We start from the raw sequence: 17,013 nt of genomic DNA, 5'->3' as shown, positions 1-17,013 counted from the left end.
AGCAGCCTCATTTGCTGTCAAGTGATTATTTTCAGAAGTTTTCGAAGAATTCTTCAACAACTTCAACCACTTGCGCTTCCGATCTCTCGTTAGCGGGAGGCGAATTCTACAGCGTTAAGCGCTGCTGTCAACACCTCTTTTCCTCCGCTTTCGACCGAGAGGATCGAACCGTTAAAAGAGCTACATATCACCGCTCTTTCAACTCCTTCCAGGCTTCGATGATCTGAAGCAAGTCGTCGTCGAAAATCGCTTAACTCTTTGAATCTCAAGGAGTTTTCCGTTTCGACTGCGCCGGAAGTGGGGCGAATTATAGACCTCTGGAATCTGCCGTCAACCGTTAATTTCGCTTTTCGTGCAGATTTTGCTTTTTGCCTAATAAACGCGGGATTCGGCTCGTAACCGGCGGCACACGAAGCACCAAGAGAACCGCACCTATAAAGGCATAGATTGCCCACTCCTCCAGATCAGCCCGCACGATCCACAGCATATGCAGCAAACCCAGCCCCAAAATGACGTACACAAGGCGATGCAGCTTCTTCCAACGAACACCCAAACGCCGCTGACTATAGCGATTGGACGTCACCGCCAATATTAGTAACCCGAGAAACCCCAGCGTACCGACAATTATGTAAGGCCGTTTACGCAGCTCGACACCGAGCTGTGACCAATCGAAGCCAAGAATGAACGCCATATAGCTGAACAGGTGTAACGCGACAAAAGCAAAACACCAAAGGCCCAACTGTCGCCGCACAGCAATCCACCCCGCCCAACCGGTCAGCTTCTGCAGAGGCGTCATGCTCAGGGTGATCAACAGCAACATTAGTGTGCCAAGCCCGAGACGATCAACCAGCACCTTGCCCGGATCAGGCCCGAGCAGATCGGCGAACGCCTGATAAAACCACAGCAATGGCCAAATCGCTGCGGCAATGAAAACGCCCACTCGCCAGAACGGATAGCGCATCAGTAGTTCTTCCGCAGATCGAGCCCTGTATATAAAGAAGCGACTTCATCCGAGTAGCCGTTGAACATCTGGGTATCGCGCACATTCGGTTTGAACAGACTGTTCGGCAAACGCCGTTCGCGCGCTTGGGTCCAGCGCGGGTGGTCGACCGTAGGGTTCACATTCGCATAGAAGCCATACTCGTCGGCCGCGATGCTTTGCCAAGTGGTCTTTGGCTGCTCGCTGACCAGACTGATGCGCACAATGGATTTCACGCTTTTGAAGCCGTACTTCCATGGCACCACCAGACGCAAAGGAGCACCGTTCTGATTCGGCAGTTCGCGGCCATACATGCCCACCGCCAGAATCGCCAAAGGATTCATCGCCTCATCCAGACGCAAGCCTTCGACATACGGCCAGTCGATCAAGGCAAAACCGGAACGCTGGCCGGGCATGCTCTTGGGATCCTGTAGGGTTTCGAAGCGGATGTACTTGGCCTTGGAAGTGGGCTCGACCTGTTTAAGCAACGCCGAGATGGGAAAACCGATCCAGGGGATGACCATCGACCAAGCCTCGACGCAGCGCAGACGATAGATACGCTCTTCCAGTTGATACGGTTTCATGAAGTCTTCCAGCGCATAACGCCCCGGCTTACCCACCTCCCCGTCTATTACCACGCTCCACGGTTCGGTTTTCAGTGCGCCAGCATTTGCCGCTGGATCACCCTTACTGGTACCGAACTCATAGAAGTTGTTGTAGTGCGTGGCGTCTTTATAAGGTGTTATCGCCTCATCCTTGACGTTGACCGCCCCCCACTGGGTGGTCGGAAGCTTTTCGGCAAACCAGGCCGGCGCCTTGCCAGGCTCGACATCGGAGTAGCGAGAGGCATCCGCAGCACTGGCCCAACGCGGCAGGCTGCTCACGGCAATACCGGCTGCAGTGGCGCCGAGCAGTTGGCGACGGGAAAGATAAATGGCTTCAGGCGTGACATCCGACTCATGGCAGTCGGATGCTTTGGGGATCTTGATCAACATGACAACTCCGCAGCTTTGGAGGACAGGTGCACCCATAGACTGCGGAGTATGCGGGAAATTACATCACTCGGCGTTTTTGTGACGACGAAGACGCAGCAGGTATTGCACCGGACCGGACGCCGCATAAGCGAGGAACACCAGCAGCAGTATGCGCGGCGGATCGCTGAACACTACGGCGAACACCAACACCACAGCCAGGATCGCCACGAACGGAACGCGCCCTTTCAGATCAAGCTCCTTGAAGCTGTTGTACTTGATGTTGCTGACCATCAGCATGCCGGCTGCCGCCACCATCAACGCCACCAGGAACGACATCTTCGACCCCTGGATGCCGTAATCGCTGAACGCCCAGACGATCCCCGCCACGACACCGGCCGCCGCCGGGCTGGCCAGACCAATGAAGTAGCGTTTATCCGCCGTGCCAACCTGAGTATTGAAACGCGCCAGACGCAGCGCTGCACCCGCGACATAAATGAAGGCGACCATCCAGCCGACCTTGCCCATGTCGCCCAGTGCCCAGCCGAAGGCCAGCAATGCCGGCGCGACACCGAACGCGACCATGTCCGACAGCGAGTCGTACTCGGCACCGAAGGCACTTTGCGTGTTAGTCATGCGCGCCACGCGGCCATCGAGGCCGTCGAGCACCATCGCGACGAAAATCGCGATCGCGGCGAAGGCGAAATACTTGCTCGCGTTCACCGAGTCGCCGGCACTCAAAGCGGCCTGAGCACTCATCGAGTTGATGATGGAATAGAAGCCTGCGAACAGGTTGGCAGTGGTGAACAGGTTCGGCAGCAGATAGATACCACGATGCCGGACTTTACGACCTTCGGCGTCGTGCCCTTCTTCGATGTGCTCATCGATGGGCAGCAGGCTTTCGGCGTCGGAAGCCTTGTTCGGCTCTTCGGGACGTTCGCTCATGGACATTACCTTGCAACGGTTTGGAAAAAAATTCGACAGAAGCTTGAGGACGACAGTTCGGCCACAAACGATGCAGCTTTATACCAGAACCACCGGCCCAAACGAAAAAACGCGGCCGAGGCCGCGTTTTTCGCACAAGGGTCGACGACTCAGTTCTTGGCTTTGTCGACGATCTTGTTGGCACCGATCCACGGCATCATGGAGCGCAGTTGCTCGCCGATGATTTCGATACCGTGAGCGGCGTTGTTACGACGCTTGGCGGTCATCGAAGGGTAGCCGGTTGCGCCTTCGCTGATGAACATTTTGGCGTATTCGCCGTCCTGAATACGTTTCAGGGCGTTGCGCATGGCCTGGCGGGACTCGGCGTTGATGACTTCCGGGCCGGTCACGTACTCGCCGTACTCGGCGTTGTTCGAGATCGAGTAGTTCATGTTGGCGATACCGCCTTCGTACATGAGGTCAACGATCAGCTTCAGTTCATGCAGGCATTCGAAGTAGGCCATTTCCGGCGCGTAGCCAGCTTCAACCAGGGTTTCGAAACCGGCCTTGACCAGCTCGACGGTGCCGCCGCACAGAACGGCCTGCTCGCCGAACAGGTCGGTTTCGGTCTCGTCCTTGAAGGTGGTTTCGATGATGCCGGTACGGCCGCCACCAACGCCAGCGGCGTAGGACAGCGCAACGTTTTTGGCGTTGCCCGAAGCGTCCTGGTAGATCGCGATCAGGTCAGGGATACCGCCGCCTTTGACGAACTCGGAACGCACGGTGTGGCCCGGTGCTTTCGGCGCGATCATGATCACGTCGAGGTCGGCACGCGGAACAACCTGGTTGTAGTGAATCGCGAAGCCGTGGGAGAAGGCCAGGGTGGCGCCTTTCTTGATGTTCGGCTCGATTTCGTTCTTGTACAGCGAGGACTGGAACTCGTCCGGGGTCAGAATCATGACCAGGTCGGCAGCAGCCACAGCGGAAGCAACGTCGGTCACTTTCAGGCCATGAGCTTCGGCTTTGGCAACAGTGGCCGAACCTTTACGCAGACCGACGGTAACGTCGACACCGGAGTCTTTCAGGTTGCACGCTTGAGCGTGGCCCTGGGAGCCGTAACCGATGATGGCAACTTTCTTGCCCTGGATGATCGACAGGTCGCAGTCTTTATCGTAGAAAACTTTCATGAATTTCCCCTTATATCCGGCCATTCAGGCCATGCGCTAATTTGGTTTAGATGCTGAGAACTTTGTCGCCGCGAGCAATGCCGGTCACGCCGCTGCGGACGGTTTCCAGAATCGATGCGGTGCCGATGGACTGAATGAAGCTGTCGAGCTTGTCGCTGGTACCGGTCAACTGAACGGTATACACGCTGGCGCTGACATCGACGATCTGCCCACGGTAGATATCGGTAGTGCGTTTGATCTCGGCGCGCTGGGCGCCAGTGGCCTTGACCTTGACCAGCATCAGTTCGCGTTCGATGTGAGCGCTTTCCGACAGGTCCACCAGCTTGACCACTTCGATCAGCTTGTTCAGGTTTTTGGTGATCTGCTCGATCACTTCATCATGGCCCACGGTGGTCAGCGTCAGACGCGACAGGGTCGGGTCTTCGGTCGGGGCCACGGTCAGGCTTTCGATGTTGTAGTTGCGCTGCGAGAACAGGCCGACTACGCGAGACAGAGCGCCGGGTTCGTTTTCCAGAAGCAGGGAAATAATGTGCCGCATGATTAAGTACGCTCCGTCTTGCTCAGCCACATATCGCGCATGGAGCCGTCTTTGATCTGCATCGGGTAGACGTGCTCGCTGGTGTCGACCGAAATATCGATCACAACCAGACGATCCTTCATCGCAAACGCTTCGGCCATCTTCGACTTCAAATCTTTCGATTCGGTGATGCGTACGCCAACGTGGCCGTAAGCTTCAGCCAGCTTGATGAAGTCGGGCAGCGATTCCATGTAGGAGTGGGAGTGACGGCTGCCGTAGCTCATGTCCTGCCACTGACGAACCATGCCCAGAACACCGTTGTTGAGGATGACGATCTTTACCGGCAAGCCATATTGCATGCAGGTCGACAGTTCCTGGATGTTCATCTGGATACTGCCTTCGCCAGTGACGCAGGCAACGTCGTCATCCGGGAAGCTCAGTTTGATGCCCATTGCAGCTGGCAGACCAAAGCCCATCGTGCCCAGACCACCGGAGTTGATCCAGCGGTTCGGCTTGTTGAACGTGTAGTACTGCGCGGCGAACATCTGGTGCTGGCCGACGTCGGAGGTCACAAAGGCGTCGCCCTTGGTCACTTCGCAGAGGGTTTCGATCACGGTCTGCGGCTTGATCTTGCTGCCGTCGCCCTTTTCGTAAGGGAACAGGCCGCGATCGCCACGCCATTCATCCACCTGCTTCCACCAACTGGCCACGGACTCCTTGTTCGGGGTCTCGCCGATTTCCTTGAGAATCGCGACCATTTCGGTCAGGACGCTCTCGACCGGCCCGACGATAGGCACGTCGGCCTTGATGGTCTTGGAGATCGACGCCGGGTCGATGTCGATGTGAATGATCTTGGCATTCGGGCAGAACTTCGCCGGGCCGTTGATCACGCGATCGTCAAAACGAGCACCGACGGCGAGGATCACGTCGGCATGGTGCATTGCCAGGTTGGCGGTGTAGCTGCCGTGCATGCCAAGCATGCCGATGAACTGACGGTCAGTACCGGGGAAAGCGCCCAGGCCCATCAAGGTGTTGGTCACCGGCAGGTTGAGCATCTTCGCCAGTTCGGTCAGTTGCGCGGAGCCGTTGCCGAGGATTACGCCGCCGCCGGAGTACAGCACTGGGCGCTTGGCTGCCAACAACATTTCTGCTGCTTTGCGGATCTGCCCGGAGTGACCGCGAACGGCCGGGCTGTAGGAGCGCAGCTTGGCTTTTTTCGGGAAAACGTATTCGAACTTCTCGGCCGGGTTGGTCATGTCTTTCGGAATATCGACCACGACCGGGCCCGGACGACCGGATTGCGCCAGGTAGAAGGCTTTCTTCATGACTTCCGGGATTTCCGAAGCGTGCTTGATCATGAAGCTGTGCTTCACGATCGGCCGGGAGATGCCGATCATGTCGGTTTCCTGGAACGCATCGGTGCCGACCATGGTGCTTGGCACCTGACCGGAAATGATCACCATTGGAATCGAATCCATATAGGCGGTGGCGATACCGGTGATGGCGTTTGTGGCGCCAGGACCGGAAGTCACCAATACCACGCCGGCTTTACCGGTGGCACGGGCGTAGCCGTCAGCCATATGGGTTGCCGCTTGTTCGTGACGAACCAGGATGTGGGTCACTTCCGGTTCTTTGAACAGGGCATCGTAAACATGCAGAAGAGCACCACCCGGGTACCCGTAGATATATTTGACGCCTTCGTCACGCAAGAAGCGGACGAGCATCTCACCGCCAGATAAAAGCTCCACGTTGTTCACCTCTAAAACGCCAGAATACCGTCCACAAAAAAGGGGCGGGTCTTAATAGGTTTACTTCTCGGCAGAGCATGAGCGACGGTGGTCGCCGACTACGTCAGCACTGACTGAGCAAGTATTGGGATCGTCCCAAGTGTTGCGGGCCTTTCCCACCCAGCGCGAGGTAACGCGTTGCGGGTGTAACAGGTCGGCGCGGATGTGCGCCTCATGATCTACCGAGCGGGCCTGCTTCTGGCAGTCCCTCTACAGCGGACTTTGGATTCTTCTGTTTCGCCCCCTGCAAGTCAAGTCGTCTGTGGGGTTAATTGTGGGTAAGCACATGAGAACGCAAGAAAAAACCTGAAAAGCGCTACTCTGTTAGCGTCAATTGCGCATTTTTACCAAGGAATCAGCATGCGAACGCTCCTTCTCACTCTACTGATCGGCCTCAGCTCATGGTGCTCGGCCGCTCAAATCTACAAATGGGTCGATGCCCAGGGTGTCACGCATTTCGATGCGCAGCCGCCGCAGGGCCAACCGTCCATGACCGTGCAAACGCCCTCCTCGCCCACGCCGAAAGCTGCGCCGATGCCGGGCGGCGGCGTACTCGGCGACCAACAAGCCATTGATGCGAAGGTGAAGAAACAGGTCGCCGAGCAGCAGGCGCAGCTCAAAGCGTTTTGCGAGCAGGCACGCACGAACCTGGCGCAACTGCAGAACAATCCGCGGTTGCGTGAGGAAGTCGAGGGGGATTTACGGCGGCTCGACGATGCGCAGCGTCAGGAGCGCATTGTCGAAGCGAAGAAGCAGATTGCCGAGAATTGCTCGTAGAGCTGTGTAGGAGCTGCCGAAGGCTGCGATCTTTTGACTTATTTGAAGAGCAAGATCAAAAGATCGCAGCCTCGTTGCACTCGTCAGCTCCTACACAACCGTATTCAGCGCGATGCGGTGATCAGCAGGTCGAACTCTTTGAGCAACACCTGAAGCTGCCGATCCTTGCCCTGCAGATTGCGCTGGGCGAAGACCATCTCGGCCATTTCCTGAATGCCCGAGGCATTCGGCAAGGGCAGATCCTGTTCAAGGATCATCTTCATGCGCGGCAGGAAGATCCATTGCAGCCACTGCTCGAAGTCCAGCGTGTCGACCGAAAACGGTTCGACACTGCTGAGCGCTTCGGCCGACGGCTCAACTTCATCCCACCAGCCCTGGGTGCGCAGCTCTCGCTCGATCAGCAACAACTGATCGGCGATTTTCGGGAAGCGCGCATCCATCACAGGGAAACCTTGGCCTTCTGACGCGCCTGAGCAGCGCCGGCGGCATCGCCTTGTTTCTCACGGGCCTGAGCGATGATTTCCCACAGGCTGGCTTGCAGATCGGGACGACCGTTGGCCATGGTCAGCGCGCGACGGGCGAACTGTTCGGCTTGCGGCGCATCGCCCTGGGCCATGCGCACCTGCGCCAAACGGTAGAGCACTTGCGGCTCACGCGGGGCAACCCGTTGCGCACGCTCCAGACTCGAGGACGCACCATTGAGGTCACCACCGGCCTGTTGCTGTTGCGCGGTGGTCAGCAAGGCGAGCACCGGGCCATCCAGTTGCTCATCCGCCGACAGACCGCCACCGCTGCTGGCCGAAGGAATTCCACTCGGCGTCGACGGCATGCTGTAGCTGCCTGAATTGATTGGCGCCGACTCGACCGCCGATGGGTTGTACGGCCCCGATGTGATGCCGCCCGATGCCGGGCCCGGGACGATCGGCGAAGAGCTGATCGGTGTCGCCACCGCAGCACCGCCACCCGGCACCATTACCACCACGCCGGTATCGCCTTGCGGAATCGCCTGAGTCTGGCCCTGCGCCGGACGCTTGACCGTGGTCTGGCGGAAGCCGCCGTTGGCGCCAATGCGTTCGCTGTTGGACACGGCCGTGCCCGAATCCACCACGGGAATCGAGCCACGCTGTACGGTAGAGCAGCCGCTGAGCAAAGCCACGGCGGTCACCGCTGGAATCAACCACTTGTTCACTTGAAACCCTCTTTGCTTAATTCATCCAGCCCTTGACCCAGTCCATCACCGACTCCGGTGAGGCAGGTGTTTCGCTTGCGCACGCGGCGCCGGGTGGCGGCTCGCTGCCGCGAATATACGGCATCTGTACCGCGCCGGGGCAGTTGGCATCGGAACCCTGCCCGGTGCGCGAATCGACCCAGGCCTGCACGACGTTTTCCGGCTGCGGCATGTCCAGCGGCAGCGGATCGGCCTTGCGCATGAAGCTGGTCCAGACCTGCAGTGCACCGGTGGCCCCGGTGAACGGGGTTTTGCCGTTGTCATCGCGACCCAGCCACACCACCGCCAGCAGATCCTGACTGAAACCGGCGAACCAGCTGTCGCGCGAATCGTTACTGGTACCGGTTTTGCCCGCCAGCGTCAGGGTCTTGGGCAGCACGTTATAAACCGAACTGCCGGTACCTTCACGCATCACCCGCTGCATGGCGTTCTGGATCAGGTAAATCGAGGCCGGATCGAAACGTTGCTCAATCTGGAACGGATACCGCTTGAGCGGCTCGCCCTCGGCGGTCAACACACTGCGAATACCGCGCATTGGTGTATTGAAGCCACCGTTGGCCAGGGTCTGGTACATGGTTGCCACTTCGATCGGCGTCATACCGCCGGCACCCAGCAGCATCGACGGGAACGCTGGGAACTCACGGGTGACACCAAGTCGACCGAGAGTCTTCAGCACGTTCGGCACCCCCACTTCCAGGCCCAGACGCGAGGTCGACAGGTTGTAGGAATGCGCCAGGCCCTGATACAGGAACACAGTGCCGTGGGAGCGGCGATCGTAGTTCTGCGGCTTCCACACCTGACCGTTCGCGCCTTTGACCGATAACGGATCGTCCGACAGCCAACTGGTCAGCGTGTACTGGCTCGGCTTCTCCAACGCGGTCAGGTACACCGCCGGTTTGATCAACGAACCGATCGGGCGCACCGCATCCAGTGCGCGGTTGAAACCGGCGTAACTGGCCTGGCGGCTGCCGATCATCGCCTGGACTTCGCCGGTTTCCGGGTTGGTCACGACCATCGCCGCTTCCACGTCATCGGAACCCTTGCGCCCGGCCAGACGTTTGAACGTGTCGTTAACCGAGGCTTCGGCTTTCATCTGCAGGATCGGGTCGAAACTGGTAAAGATGCGCAGACCTTCTTCGGTCAAGTCTTCGTCGCGGTAGTCTTCGCGCAACTGGCGCTTGACCAGATCGATAAAGCCCGGGAACGAGCTGTCCGCCAGCTTGCCGCGCGTGGTCACGCCCAGCGGCATTTTCTTCGCCGCTTCGACTTGCTCGGCGGTTGCCACGCCTTGCTGCGCCAGCACATCGAGAACCAGATTACGCCGCTCCAGCGCGCGCTCAGGATTACGCCGCGGGTTGTAGTAGGACGGCCCCTTGACCATGCCGACCAGCAACGCCACTTGATGCAGTTTCAACTCGGACAATGGCTGGCCGAAGAAGAACTGGCTGGCCAGGCCGAAACCGTGCACCGCACGCTGGCCGTCCTGCCCGACGAAGACTTCGTTGAGGTAGGCCTCAAGGATCTCCTTCTTGTCGTAATGCAGTTCGAGCAGCATGGCCATCATCGCTTCGGTGAGCTTGCGGGTCAGGCTGCGTTCGCTGGTCAGGTAGAAGTTCTTCACCAACTGCTGGGTCAGCGTACTGCCGCCCTGGGTCATCTTGCCGCCGGAGGTGTTGATCCACACCGCGCGGGCAATCGATTTCGGTGACACGCCCCAGTGGCTGTAGAAGTCGCGGTCTTCGACGGCGATCAGGGTCTCGAGCAGATACGGCGGCACCTGATCGAGCTTGATCAGGATGCGGTCTTCAAGATTTTTCGGATAAATGCCGCCGATCATCAAAGGTTCAAGACGCACCACGGACAGCTTCGAGCCGTTGGACGCGGACAACTCGGCGACGTAATCGCCAGAGAAGCGCACACGCACCGGCTGCGGTTTTTCCAGACCTTCGTAGAACTGGAAGCCACGGGTGTTCAGATCAACCGTGCTGCCGCTGACGGCTGCAGCGCCAGGACCGTTGCTCACGGCTTCGCGGCGATAGCCGAGGGCATCGAGCTCGGTGAGGAAATCGTCCTTGCTGAGCTTCTGTCCGACGAACAGCTCGAGCGGGCGCGCGTACACCTTGGCCGGGATGGTCCAGCGCTTGCCGGAGAACTTCTCCTGCACCACGGCATCGAGGTAAACGGCGAAGCCGGCCAGCACCACAAGGCCGACCAGACTGAGTTTAATGGCCCAGCTCAGCCACGGGCTGAGGCCCTTGGCTGGTGGTTTTTTCTTGGTACGGGGGGATCGGGATCGAGTCATGGCGGCGGATTATACGCACTTTATCGATCCTCAACAGGCACGCTCGGAGGTTTGCGTCAGGCGGGCAAGCAGCCATAATGGCCGCCTCGAATCTCCCCCGCCTCTGAAGGATCGCCCGTGAGCCAGTCCCTGATCGCTGCCCTGCAAAACCCGGCCCTCTACCCGCATCCCGTCGAAGGATTTCAGGTCATCGAAACCCACATTTCGTGGGTGATCCTCACCGGCCCCTTTGCTTATAAAGTGAAGAAGCCAGTGAACTTCGGCTTCCTCGACTTCACCAGCCTCGACGCACGCGCGCACTTCTGCGCGGAAGAACTGCGCCTGAACCAGCGTCTGACCGCTGATTTGTATCTGGACGTGTTGCCAGTCACCGGCAGCGTCGATGCACCGCAACTGGGTGGCGATGGCCCGGCAATCGAATACCTACTGAAAATGCGCCAGTTCCCGCAGAGCGGCCTGCTCAGCACCCTGCAAGCCAACGGCGAACTGACCACCCAACACATCGACGCGCTGGCCGAGCAGATCGCGCACTTTCATCTCAACGCCCCGAAAGTCCCGGCTGAACACGAAGCCGGTACTCCGGACAGCGTGATGGCGCCGGTTCGGCAGAACTTCGAACAGATCCTGCCGTTCCTCAGCGACAAGAATGACCTGCTGCAACTTGAAGCCCTGCAAGCCTGGGCCGAAAGCAGCTTCGAACGCCTGAAGCCGCTGCTTGCCCAGCGCAAGGCCGACAGTTTCACCCGCGAATGCCACGGCGATATCCACCTGGGCAACGCCACGGTCATCGACGGCAAGGTGGTGATTTTCGACTGCATCGAGTTCAACGAGCCGTTCCGCTTCACCGATGTCTACGCCGATACCGGTTTCCTGGCGATGGACCTTGAAGACCGGGGTCTGAAGTCGCTGGCGCGTCGTTTCATCAGCCAGTACCTGGAGCTGACCGGAGATTATCAGGGCCTGGAAGTACTGAATTTCTACAAAGCCTACCGCGCCCTGGTGCGTGCCAAGGTTGCGTTGTTCAGCATGCCGGCGGAAGCGACTGCGGTGCAACGCGCCACCACCCTGCGCCAGTACCGCAACTATGCCAACCTGGCGGAAAGCTACAGCACCATTCCTTCGCGTTTCATGGCCATTACCCACGGCGTCTCCGCCGTCGGCAAGAGCCACGTGGCCATGCGTCTGGTCGAAGCACTGGGCGCGATCCGCCTGCGTTCCGATGTCGAGCGCAAGCGTATGTTCGGCGAGCAAACCGTTGGCAACGATGTGCAGGCCGGCATTTACAGCGCTGACGCCAGCGCCGCGACTTACGCGCGCCTGCATGAGATCGCAGAAGTGATCCTGCACGCCGGTTTCCCGGTGGTGATCGACGCGACTTACCTCAAGCGTGAGCAGCGCGATAACGCCGCGAAGATTGCCGAAGCCACCGGCACGCCATTCCTGATCCTGGACTGCAACGCCCCGCAAGCCGTGATCGAAAGCTGGCTGGCGGTTCGGCAGGCCGATCAAAAGGATCCGTCCGACGCCACCCTGGCAGTCATCGAAGCACAGCAGGCCAACCGCGAAGCGCTGACGCCGGAAGAAATCCTGCGTAGCAAACGTGTGCAGACCAATGAATCCGGCACGCTGGACACCGTGGTGGCGCAGATCCGCCAGCGCTTGCCAGGTCTGTAAAAAACTATTTCGGCCGTGAAGCCCTCGCTCGCTTCACGGCCGTCAAATAGTGGCACTATACTGGCGTCATAAAACCAACAGGTGATCTGACATGAGCCAGCCGAAACTGCTCGACACACCGCTTTACACCCTGCTGCACAAAGATGACGTCACAGGCTTCAACAAGGAACGTCCACAGGACGGCCAGATCGATATGGTCGGCGGCGATTTCCGTGGCCTCGATCTGCGTGAACTGAACGCCGATGGCGTGGATTTCCGCGACGCGTACTTCCGCTCCGCCGATTTGCGCGGCATCGATTTCCGCAAGGCATCGCTCGAAGGCGCCAGCCTGGCCCATGCGCAGATTTCCGGCGCGTACTTTCCACCGGAACTGAGTGCCGACGAGATTCTGATGTCGATGAATTTTGGTACGCGGTTGCGATATCGCACGCGCTGAGATCTGGAAATCTTCCTGACACCACGCCTTTCCCCTGTGGGAGCGAGCCTGCTCGCGAAGGCGTAGTGTCAGTCGATATCGATTGTGTCTGATACACCGTCTTCGCGAGCAGGCTCGCTCCCACATCGTTAACCGCTTACCTCCCTCCCTTCTGCGTTCGCAGCTCCTTCATCGGCTTTCTTAGAATCATTTGCGTCGAATCCTACCAAACAACCACGCTTTTCCTACTGATGACTACACTGCTGAGAAGCTTGCCCACGCACCATTCGGCCGTCGCAAGGAGGCTTGATGAATGATGAACTGCAACACTTGAAAAATCTTGGCAAGACGTCGGCGCAATGGCTGCATGCCGTGGGCATCCACAGCGCCTCTGACTTGCGTCGCCTGGGCGCGGTGGATGCCTACCGGGCCGTGCGTACCCGGGGGTTCCGCGCTTCGAAGGTGTTGTTGTATGCGATCGAGGGCGCGTTGATGGATGTGCACTGGAACGACATTCCCGCCGAGCGCAAGGACGCACTGAACAAGCAGCTCGAAGCCATTTCCGCGCGCCACAAGAACTGAACAGGCGCGCACGCCATGTATTTACTGGGGGAACAATCGGCATATGCCGACACATTGATCAATCGCTTGCAGGGCTTGCCCGGGCAATGGCTGCAGAACCTGCCGTCCTGCGGGGCTGTTCTGGAGCTGGAGGCCACTGACGACCTGCTCGCGCAGTTGCCGGGCGATCAGTTGTTTCTGCTGACCGAGGGCATTGTTCATGGCTGCATCGCAGGACGAGCGCTGTTGTATTGGCAGGAAGGCGATCTGATTGGTCTGCAACGTGGCGAGCAATGGAACGATTGCCGCTTGTACACTGAGGGAGTTTTGCGCCTGCTGCCCTATCGGCGTGTTGAAGTCTTGCAATATCTATACGCCGAGCCTGAACGGGCGGAGCAGTTGCTCAACTACTTGCTCGGGCAGATGGCGCTGCTCGCCCATGCCGTCGCCGAACTGAAACCTCGGGAGTTTCGCAGCACCAATGGCTTCAAACGGGTCGAGGCCGGCGCCGTGCTGATTCAGCAGGGCGACGCGGCAGACCATGTATTCGTGATCATCGACGGGCATGCTGAGGCATTTGTTGACGGGCACAAGGTCGGCGACGTGCGCAAGGACGAGATTTTCGGCGCGATGGCGTTGTTCACCGGCGAACCGCGCAACGCCACGGTGGTGACGCGCGAACCGAGCACGGTGATGTTGATTCCCGGTGATCAGTTTTTGAGCATGACCCGCAGCAATCCGAAGATCGCGCACAACCTGATCGTGGGGATGGCTCGACGCATCGGCCAGTTGAACCGGCAGATCACTCAATTGACGACAAGTCGCAGTTGACCTGGAGCCCCGTTCCTGCGGGCCTTCGCCTCCGCTCGCAAGATTAGATTACATAAAAGCGGAAACACGGGTTGACTCGGTAATGAGAATCGCTATGATTATCACAACTGGTCGCGAGATCAGTCGATATTCTGAAAAGCCCTTGGTTCGGACTCTCAGATTATCTCCTCATCAGGCTAATCACGGTTATTTGACCCGGTTTTTACCGGGTCTTTTTTTGTCTGCGGAAAGTCACTTGGCGAACTGTTGGCGCATTTGCTCGCAGTAATCCACCTTCGGTGTGGCCTGGGTATACCAAACGTAATCGGCCATCGCGGCAGTCACCGCATCGCCCTGCTCCGCCAGCATCAATACGACCGGCGCTTCGCCAGCGCCCAGATCCAGCAGATGCAGCGGCACGCCGACATCCCTGCGCGCATGCCATGCCCCAGCCAGCAGGATTGCAGGCGTGGGCGCTGCCAGCATGCGTTCGGCCATGCGCCGGTCACGCTGTTGCTGAATCGCCAACATCGCTGGCAGCTGTGATTCGGGCAACAAGCCGCAGTGAGATTCACTGACTTGTCCAAGCAACGTTTTTCTCACCGCCAGCGCGTTACTGCGCGGCCCGTCAAGAGCAGGTGGTTTTCGGTAGAACGCGCGGATTTCGCTGTCATCGAGATTGGCCGCCAGCAGCGGATACGGCTGCGTCAGGGCGAAGCGCACGATCGGCCCGTAGAGATTCCAGTCCCAGCCATCCTGCCAGGCCAGTGCAGTGGGCAGATCAGTCGGTATGGATTTCGACTGGCGCAACGCATCGACTTTCAGTTGTTGATCCGGCGTGAGCATTTCCAGCAGCAGACTGCCCTGCGCTCGTTGCTCGCCGAGCGACTGCAACAGCCACAATTGCGCAGCATGATGATCGGCATTGTCATGCTGCTCACCCATGATCAAACGTTCAGGCTCAACCAGCCTTGTCAGCAGTTGCTGCGCGGTAAGCACCTCGCCGCTGCGCAGATCGCGAATTTCGCCGCTCACCGGCGGAGCCGCTAAGTGCTGACATCCCGCAAGCAACACCAGCGCCAACAACCACAATCCACGCATGCGACACCTCGATGATTGATCAGCGGGCGATGATCAACGGATGCCCACGCTCCGGGTGCGGTTGCACCAATACTTCAAGACCGAAAACGGCTTTGAGGGTGTCCGGGCGCAGCACCTGCTGCGGGGTGTCCAGCGCAACCGGGCGCCCCTGCTCCAGCAACAACACCCGATCACAATAGCGCGCCGCCAGATTCAGATCATGCAGGATCACCAGCACCGCTGCGCCACGACCGGCAAACGCGCGCACCGCCTGCAAGGTCGTGTGCTGATGCAGCGGATCGAGCATCGACGTCGGTTCATCGAGCAACAAGGTTTGCCCAGCCTGCCCCGGCCAGAGTTGCGCCAGCACCCGCGCCAGGTGCACGCGCTGACGCTCCCCACCGGACAACGCCAGATAACTGCGCCCACTCAGATGCCCGGCATCTGCGGCCGCCAGCGCCGCCGCGACGATTTCGTCATCACGCACGCGCCCGGTCTGGTACGGCAAACGGCCCATGCCGACGACCTCTTCGACGGCGAAGGCAAAATCCAGCGTCGACACCTGCGGCAACACCGCCAGACGCTGCGCGCGCTGCGTGCCGCTCCAGTGACTCAACGCCTGACCATCAAGCGAAACGTTGCCGTCACTGGCGAGCAATTCTCCGCACAAGGCGCCGAGCAAGGTGCTTTTCCCGGCGCCGTTCGGCCCCAGCACGCCGAGCACCTCACCCGGTTCAAGTTGCAGCGTGACCCCGCTGAGCACGGTTTTACGGCCACGGCAAACATGCAGATCGCGCGCGCATAACATCAGGCACGCCCTCGCAGCAGCAGATAAAGGAAGAACGGCGCGCCAATGAACGCGGTAACAATACCGATCGGCAACTCCGCCGGCGCCAGCGCCAGCCGCGCCACCAGATCGGCCAGCAACAGCAGGCTCGCCCCCGCCAGCACCGAGGCTGGCAGCAGCACTTTATGATCGGGACCGGCCAGCAGGCGCACCAGATGCGGCACCACCAGCCCGACGAAACCGATCATGCCCGCTGCTGCCACTGCCGCGCCAACGCCCAATGCGGTGCAGAACACCAGTTCGCGCTTGAGCCGTTCGACATCGACACCCAAATGCCCAGCCTCGGATTCCCCCAGCAACAATGCATTCAACGCCTTGGCCCGACGCGGCAGCCACAGCGCTACGCCAATGGAGATGACCAGCAATGGCCACAGCCGTGCATAACTGGCGCCATTGAGGCTGCCGAGGTTCCAGAATGTCAGGGTACGCAGCGTTGCGTCATCGGCCAGATAGGTGAACAGGCCGACCGCCGAACCCGCCAGCGCGGTCAGCGCGATGCCGGCCAGCAACATGGTCGCTACGTGGGTCTGACCGTTACGCCGGCCCAAGCGATAGACCAACGCCGTCACGCCGAGTCCACCGAGAAACGCGCACACGGATAACAGGTAAGGGCCGAGCCACTCCGGCAGGCCGCCAAAGAAAGAGCCGCCGACAATCGCAATCGCCGCGCCCAGTGCCGCACCACTGGAAACCCCGACCAGCCCCGGATCGGCCAACGGATTGCGAAACAAACCCTGCATCGCCACTCCAGACAGCGCCAGCACGCCGCCGACCGCCAACCCGAGCAAGGTTCGCGGCAGGCGAATCTGCCCGAGAATCAGTTCTGCCTGTTCCAGCCCATCGGGCGCCAGCGGTATGCCAATCAGGCGCAACGCCGCGCGCAAGGTATCCACTAGCGGCAGGCTCACCGGCCCCAGCGCCAGCGACAGCCAGATCGCCAGCAGACACAGCAAT

At 59.5% G+C, this 17,013-nt stretch carries 17 protein-coding genes; 5 read left to right on the top strand and 12 right to left on the bottom strand.

Translation table 11 applies throughout. From position 1 onward, the window contains the following. Positions 1-337: 337 nt before the first annotated feature. From msrQ to VNV36_RS01615, 6 genes are all read right to left on the bottom strand, one after another. Positions 338-961, bottom strand: coding sequence for a protein-methionine-sulfoxide reductase heme-binding subunit MsrQ (msrQ, locus tag VNV36_RS01640; RefSeq protein ID WP_325715606.1), 624 nt, complete (start codon positions 959-961; stop codon positions 338-340). Then, positions 961-1,974 (bottom strand): protein-methionine-sulfoxide reductase catalytic subunit MsrP, encoded by a 1,014-nt coding sequence (msrP, locus tag VNV36_RS01635; RefSeq protein WP_325715604.1) that lies wholly within the window; start codon positions 1,972-1,974, stop codon positions 961-963. Before msrP ends, msrQ begins: the two co-directional genes overlap by 1 nt. A gap of 63 nt (positions 1,975-2,037) precedes the next feature. Next, complete coding sequence (gene pssA, locus VNV36_RS01630) at positions 2,038-2,895, bottom strand: CDP-diacylglycerol--serine O-phosphatidyltransferase (RefSeq protein ID WP_016773182.1); 858 nt, start codon at positions 2,893-2,895, stop codon at positions 2,038-2,040. Between the two features lie 149 nt (positions 2,896-3,044). Then, the gene (ilvC, locus tag VNV36_RS01625; RefSeq protein ID WP_003228216.1) at positions 3,045-4,061 is read right to left on the bottom strand and encodes a ketol-acid reductoisomerase; all 1,017 of its coding nucleotides are present in this window, start codon (positions 4,059-4,061) and stop codon (positions 3,045-3,047) included. 46 nt (positions 4,062-4,107) lie between these two features. Next, positions 4,108-4,599, bottom strand: coding sequence for an acetolactate synthase small subunit (ilvN, locus tag VNV36_RS01620; protein ID WP_003176102.1), 492 nt, complete (start codon positions 4,597-4,599; stop codon positions 4,108-4,110). A 2-nt stretch (positions 4,600-4,601) separates the two neighbouring features. Beyond that, on the bottom strand, positions 4,602-6,326 hold the full coding sequence (locus tag VNV36_RS01615; RefSeq protein ID WP_325715600.1) for an acetolactate synthase 3 large subunit: 1,725 nt from the start codon (positions 6,324-6,326) through the stop codon (positions 4,602-4,604). A gap of 399 nt (positions 6,327-6,725) precedes the next feature. On the opposite strand from VNV36_RS01615, the gene VNV36_RS01610 reads away from it, so the two are divergent. Next, positions 6,726-7,142 (top strand): DUF4124 domain-containing protein, encoded by a 417-nt coding sequence (locus VNV36_RS01610; protein ID WP_325715598.1) that lies wholly within the window; start codon positions 6,726-6,728, stop codon positions 7,140-7,142. Positions 7,143-7,246: 104 nt separating this feature from the next. Here VNV36_RS01610 and VNV36_RS01605 read toward each other — a convergent pair whose 3' ends face one another. The 3 genes from VNV36_RS01605 to mrcB are packed head-to-tail and all read right to left on the bottom strand — an operon-like array spanning position 7,247 to position 10,672. Then, positions 7,247-7,582 (bottom strand): YqcC family protein, encoded by a 336-nt coding sequence (locus VNV36_RS01605; RefSeq protein WP_325715596.1) that lies wholly within the window; start codon positions 7,580-7,582, stop codon positions 7,247-7,249. Then, positions 7,582-8,331 carry a tetratricopeptide repeat protein gene (locus VNV36_RS01600; protein ID WP_325715595.1) on the bottom strand — a complete coding sequence of 250 codons (750 nt, stop codon included), beginning with the start codon at positions 8,329-8,331 and terminating at the stop codon, positions 7,582-7,584. The genes VNV36_RS01605 and VNV36_RS01600 overlap by 1 nt, the downstream gene beginning before the upstream one ends. Positions 8,332-8,347: 16 nt before the next feature. Then, positions 8,348-10,672, bottom strand: a complete 2,325-nt coding sequence (gene mrcB / locus VNV36_RS01595; RefSeq protein ID WP_325715593.1) for a penicillin-binding protein 1B — start codon at positions 10,670-10,672, stop codon at positions 8,348-8,350. A gap of 117 nt (positions 10,673-10,789) precedes the next feature. On the opposite strand from mrcB, the gene VNV36_RS01590 reads away from it, so the two are divergent. The 4 genes from VNV36_RS01590 (at position 10,790) to VNV36_RS01575 (ending at position 14,153) form a co-directional block, all read left to right on the top strand. After that, positions 10,790-12,346 (top strand): bifunctional aminoglycoside phosphotransferase/ATP-binding protein, encoded by a 1,557-nt coding sequence (locus tag VNV36_RS01590; protein WP_325715591.1) that lies wholly within the window; start codon positions 10,790-10,792, stop codon positions 12,344-12,346. A gap of 91 nt (positions 12,347-12,437) precedes the next feature. Beyond that, positions 12,438-12,782, top strand: a complete 345-nt coding sequence (locus VNV36_RS01585) for a pentapeptide repeat-containing protein (RefSeq protein ID WP_325715589.1) — start codon at positions 12,438-12,440, stop codon at positions 12,780-12,782. Between the two features lie 288 nt (positions 12,783-13,070). Beyond that, entirely contained in the window at positions 13,071-13,343 is a 273-nt protein-coding gene (locus VNV36_RS01580) for a TfoX/Sxy family protein (RefSeq protein ID WP_016773175.1), read from the top strand. 15 nt (positions 13,344-13,358) lie between these two features. Continuing rightward, positions 13,359-14,153 (top strand): Crp/Fnr family transcriptional regulator, encoded by a 795-nt coding sequence (locus VNV36_RS01575; RefSeq protein WP_325715586.1) that lies wholly within the window; start codon positions 13,359-13,361, stop codon positions 14,151-14,153. Positions 14,154-14,384: 231 nt separating this feature from the next. Here VNV36_RS01575 and VNV36_RS01570 read toward each other — a convergent pair whose 3' ends face one another. Genes VNV36_RS01570 through VNV36_RS01560 form a run of 3 tightly spaced genes read right to left on the bottom strand, consistent with a single transcriptional unit; the run spans position 14,385 to position 17,003 of the window. Continuing rightward, positions 14,385-15,233: a ChaN family lipoprotein gene (locus VNV36_RS01570; RefSeq protein ID WP_325715584.1), complete on the bottom strand. Its 849-nt coding sequence runs from the start codon at positions 15,231-15,233 to the stop codon at positions 14,385-14,387. A gap of 19 nt (positions 15,234-15,252) precedes the next feature. Then, the gene (locus tag VNV36_RS01565) at positions 15,253-16,020 is read right to left on the bottom strand and encodes a heme ABC transporter ATP-binding protein (protein WP_325715583.1); all 768 of its coding nucleotides are present in this window, start codon (positions 16,018-16,020) and stop codon (positions 15,253-15,255) included. After that, positions 16,020-17,003, bottom strand: a complete 984-nt coding sequence (locus tag VNV36_RS01560; protein WP_325715610.1) for a FecCD family ABC transporter permease — start codon at positions 17,001-17,003, stop codon at positions 16,020-16,022. The genes VNV36_RS01565 and VNV36_RS01560 overlap by 1 nt, the downstream gene beginning before the upstream one ends. Between the last annotated feature and the right edge of the window lie 10 nt (positions 17,004-17,013).

The organism is Pseudomonas sp. (assembly GCF_035554175.1).
Lineage (GTDB): Bacteria > Pseudomonadota > Gammaproteobacteria > Pseudomonadales > Pseudomonadaceae > Aquipseudomonas.
The sequence above is the reverse complement of the archived record's forward strand: the minus strand, read 5'-3'. Positions and strand labels throughout refer to the sequence as shown.

Coding starts and splice junctions, on each gene's coding strand:
- VNV36_RS01575 (WP_325715586.1), top strand. CDS start 13,359: ATGTATTTACTGGGGGAACAATCGGCATATGCCGACACATTGATCAAT.
- msrQ (WP_325715606.1), bottom strand. CDS start 961: ATGCGCTATCCGTTCTGGCGAGTGGGCGTTTTCATTGCCGCAGCGATT.
- VNV36_RS01565 (WP_325715583.1), bottom strand. CDS start 16,020: ATGTTATGCGCGCGCGATCTGCATGTTTGCCGTGGCCGTAAAACCGTG.
- mrcB (WP_325715593.1), bottom strand. CDS start 10,672: ATGACTCGATCCCGATCCCCCCGTACCAAGAAAAAACCACCAGCCAAG.
- ilvC (WP_003228216.1), bottom strand. CDS start 4,061: ATGAAAGTTTTCTACGATAAAGACTGCGACCTGTCGATCATCCAGGGC.
- VNV36_RS01570 (WP_325715584.1), bottom strand. CDS start 15,233: ATGCGTGGATTGTGGTTGTTGGCGCTGGTGTTGCTTGCGGGATGTCAG.
- ilvN (WP_003176102.1), bottom strand. CDS start 4,599: ATGCGGCACATTATTTCCCTGCTTCTGGAAAACGAACCCGGCGCTCTG.
- msrP (WP_325715604.1), bottom strand. CDS start 1,974: ATGTTGATCAAGATCCCCAAAGCATCCGACTGCCATGAGTCGGATGTC.
- VNV36_RS01585 (WP_325715589.1), top strand. CDS start 12,438: ATGAGCCAGCCGAAACTGCTCGACACACCGCTTTACACCCTGCTGCAC.
- pssA (WP_016773182.1), bottom strand. CDS start 2,895: ATGAGCGAACGTCCCGAAGAGCCGAACAAGGCTTCCGACGCCGAAAGC.
- VNV36_RS01610 (WP_325715598.1), top strand. CDS start 6,726: ATGCGAACGCTCCTTCTCACTCTACTGATCGGCCTCAGCTCATGGTGC.
- VNV36_RS01605 (WP_325715596.1), bottom strand. CDS start 7,582: ATGGATGCGCGCTTCCCGAAAATCGCCGATCAGTTGTTGCTGATCGAG.
- VNV36_RS01580 (WP_016773175.1), top strand. CDS start 13,071: ATGAATGATGAACTGCAACACTTGAAAAATCTTGGCAAGACGTCGGCG.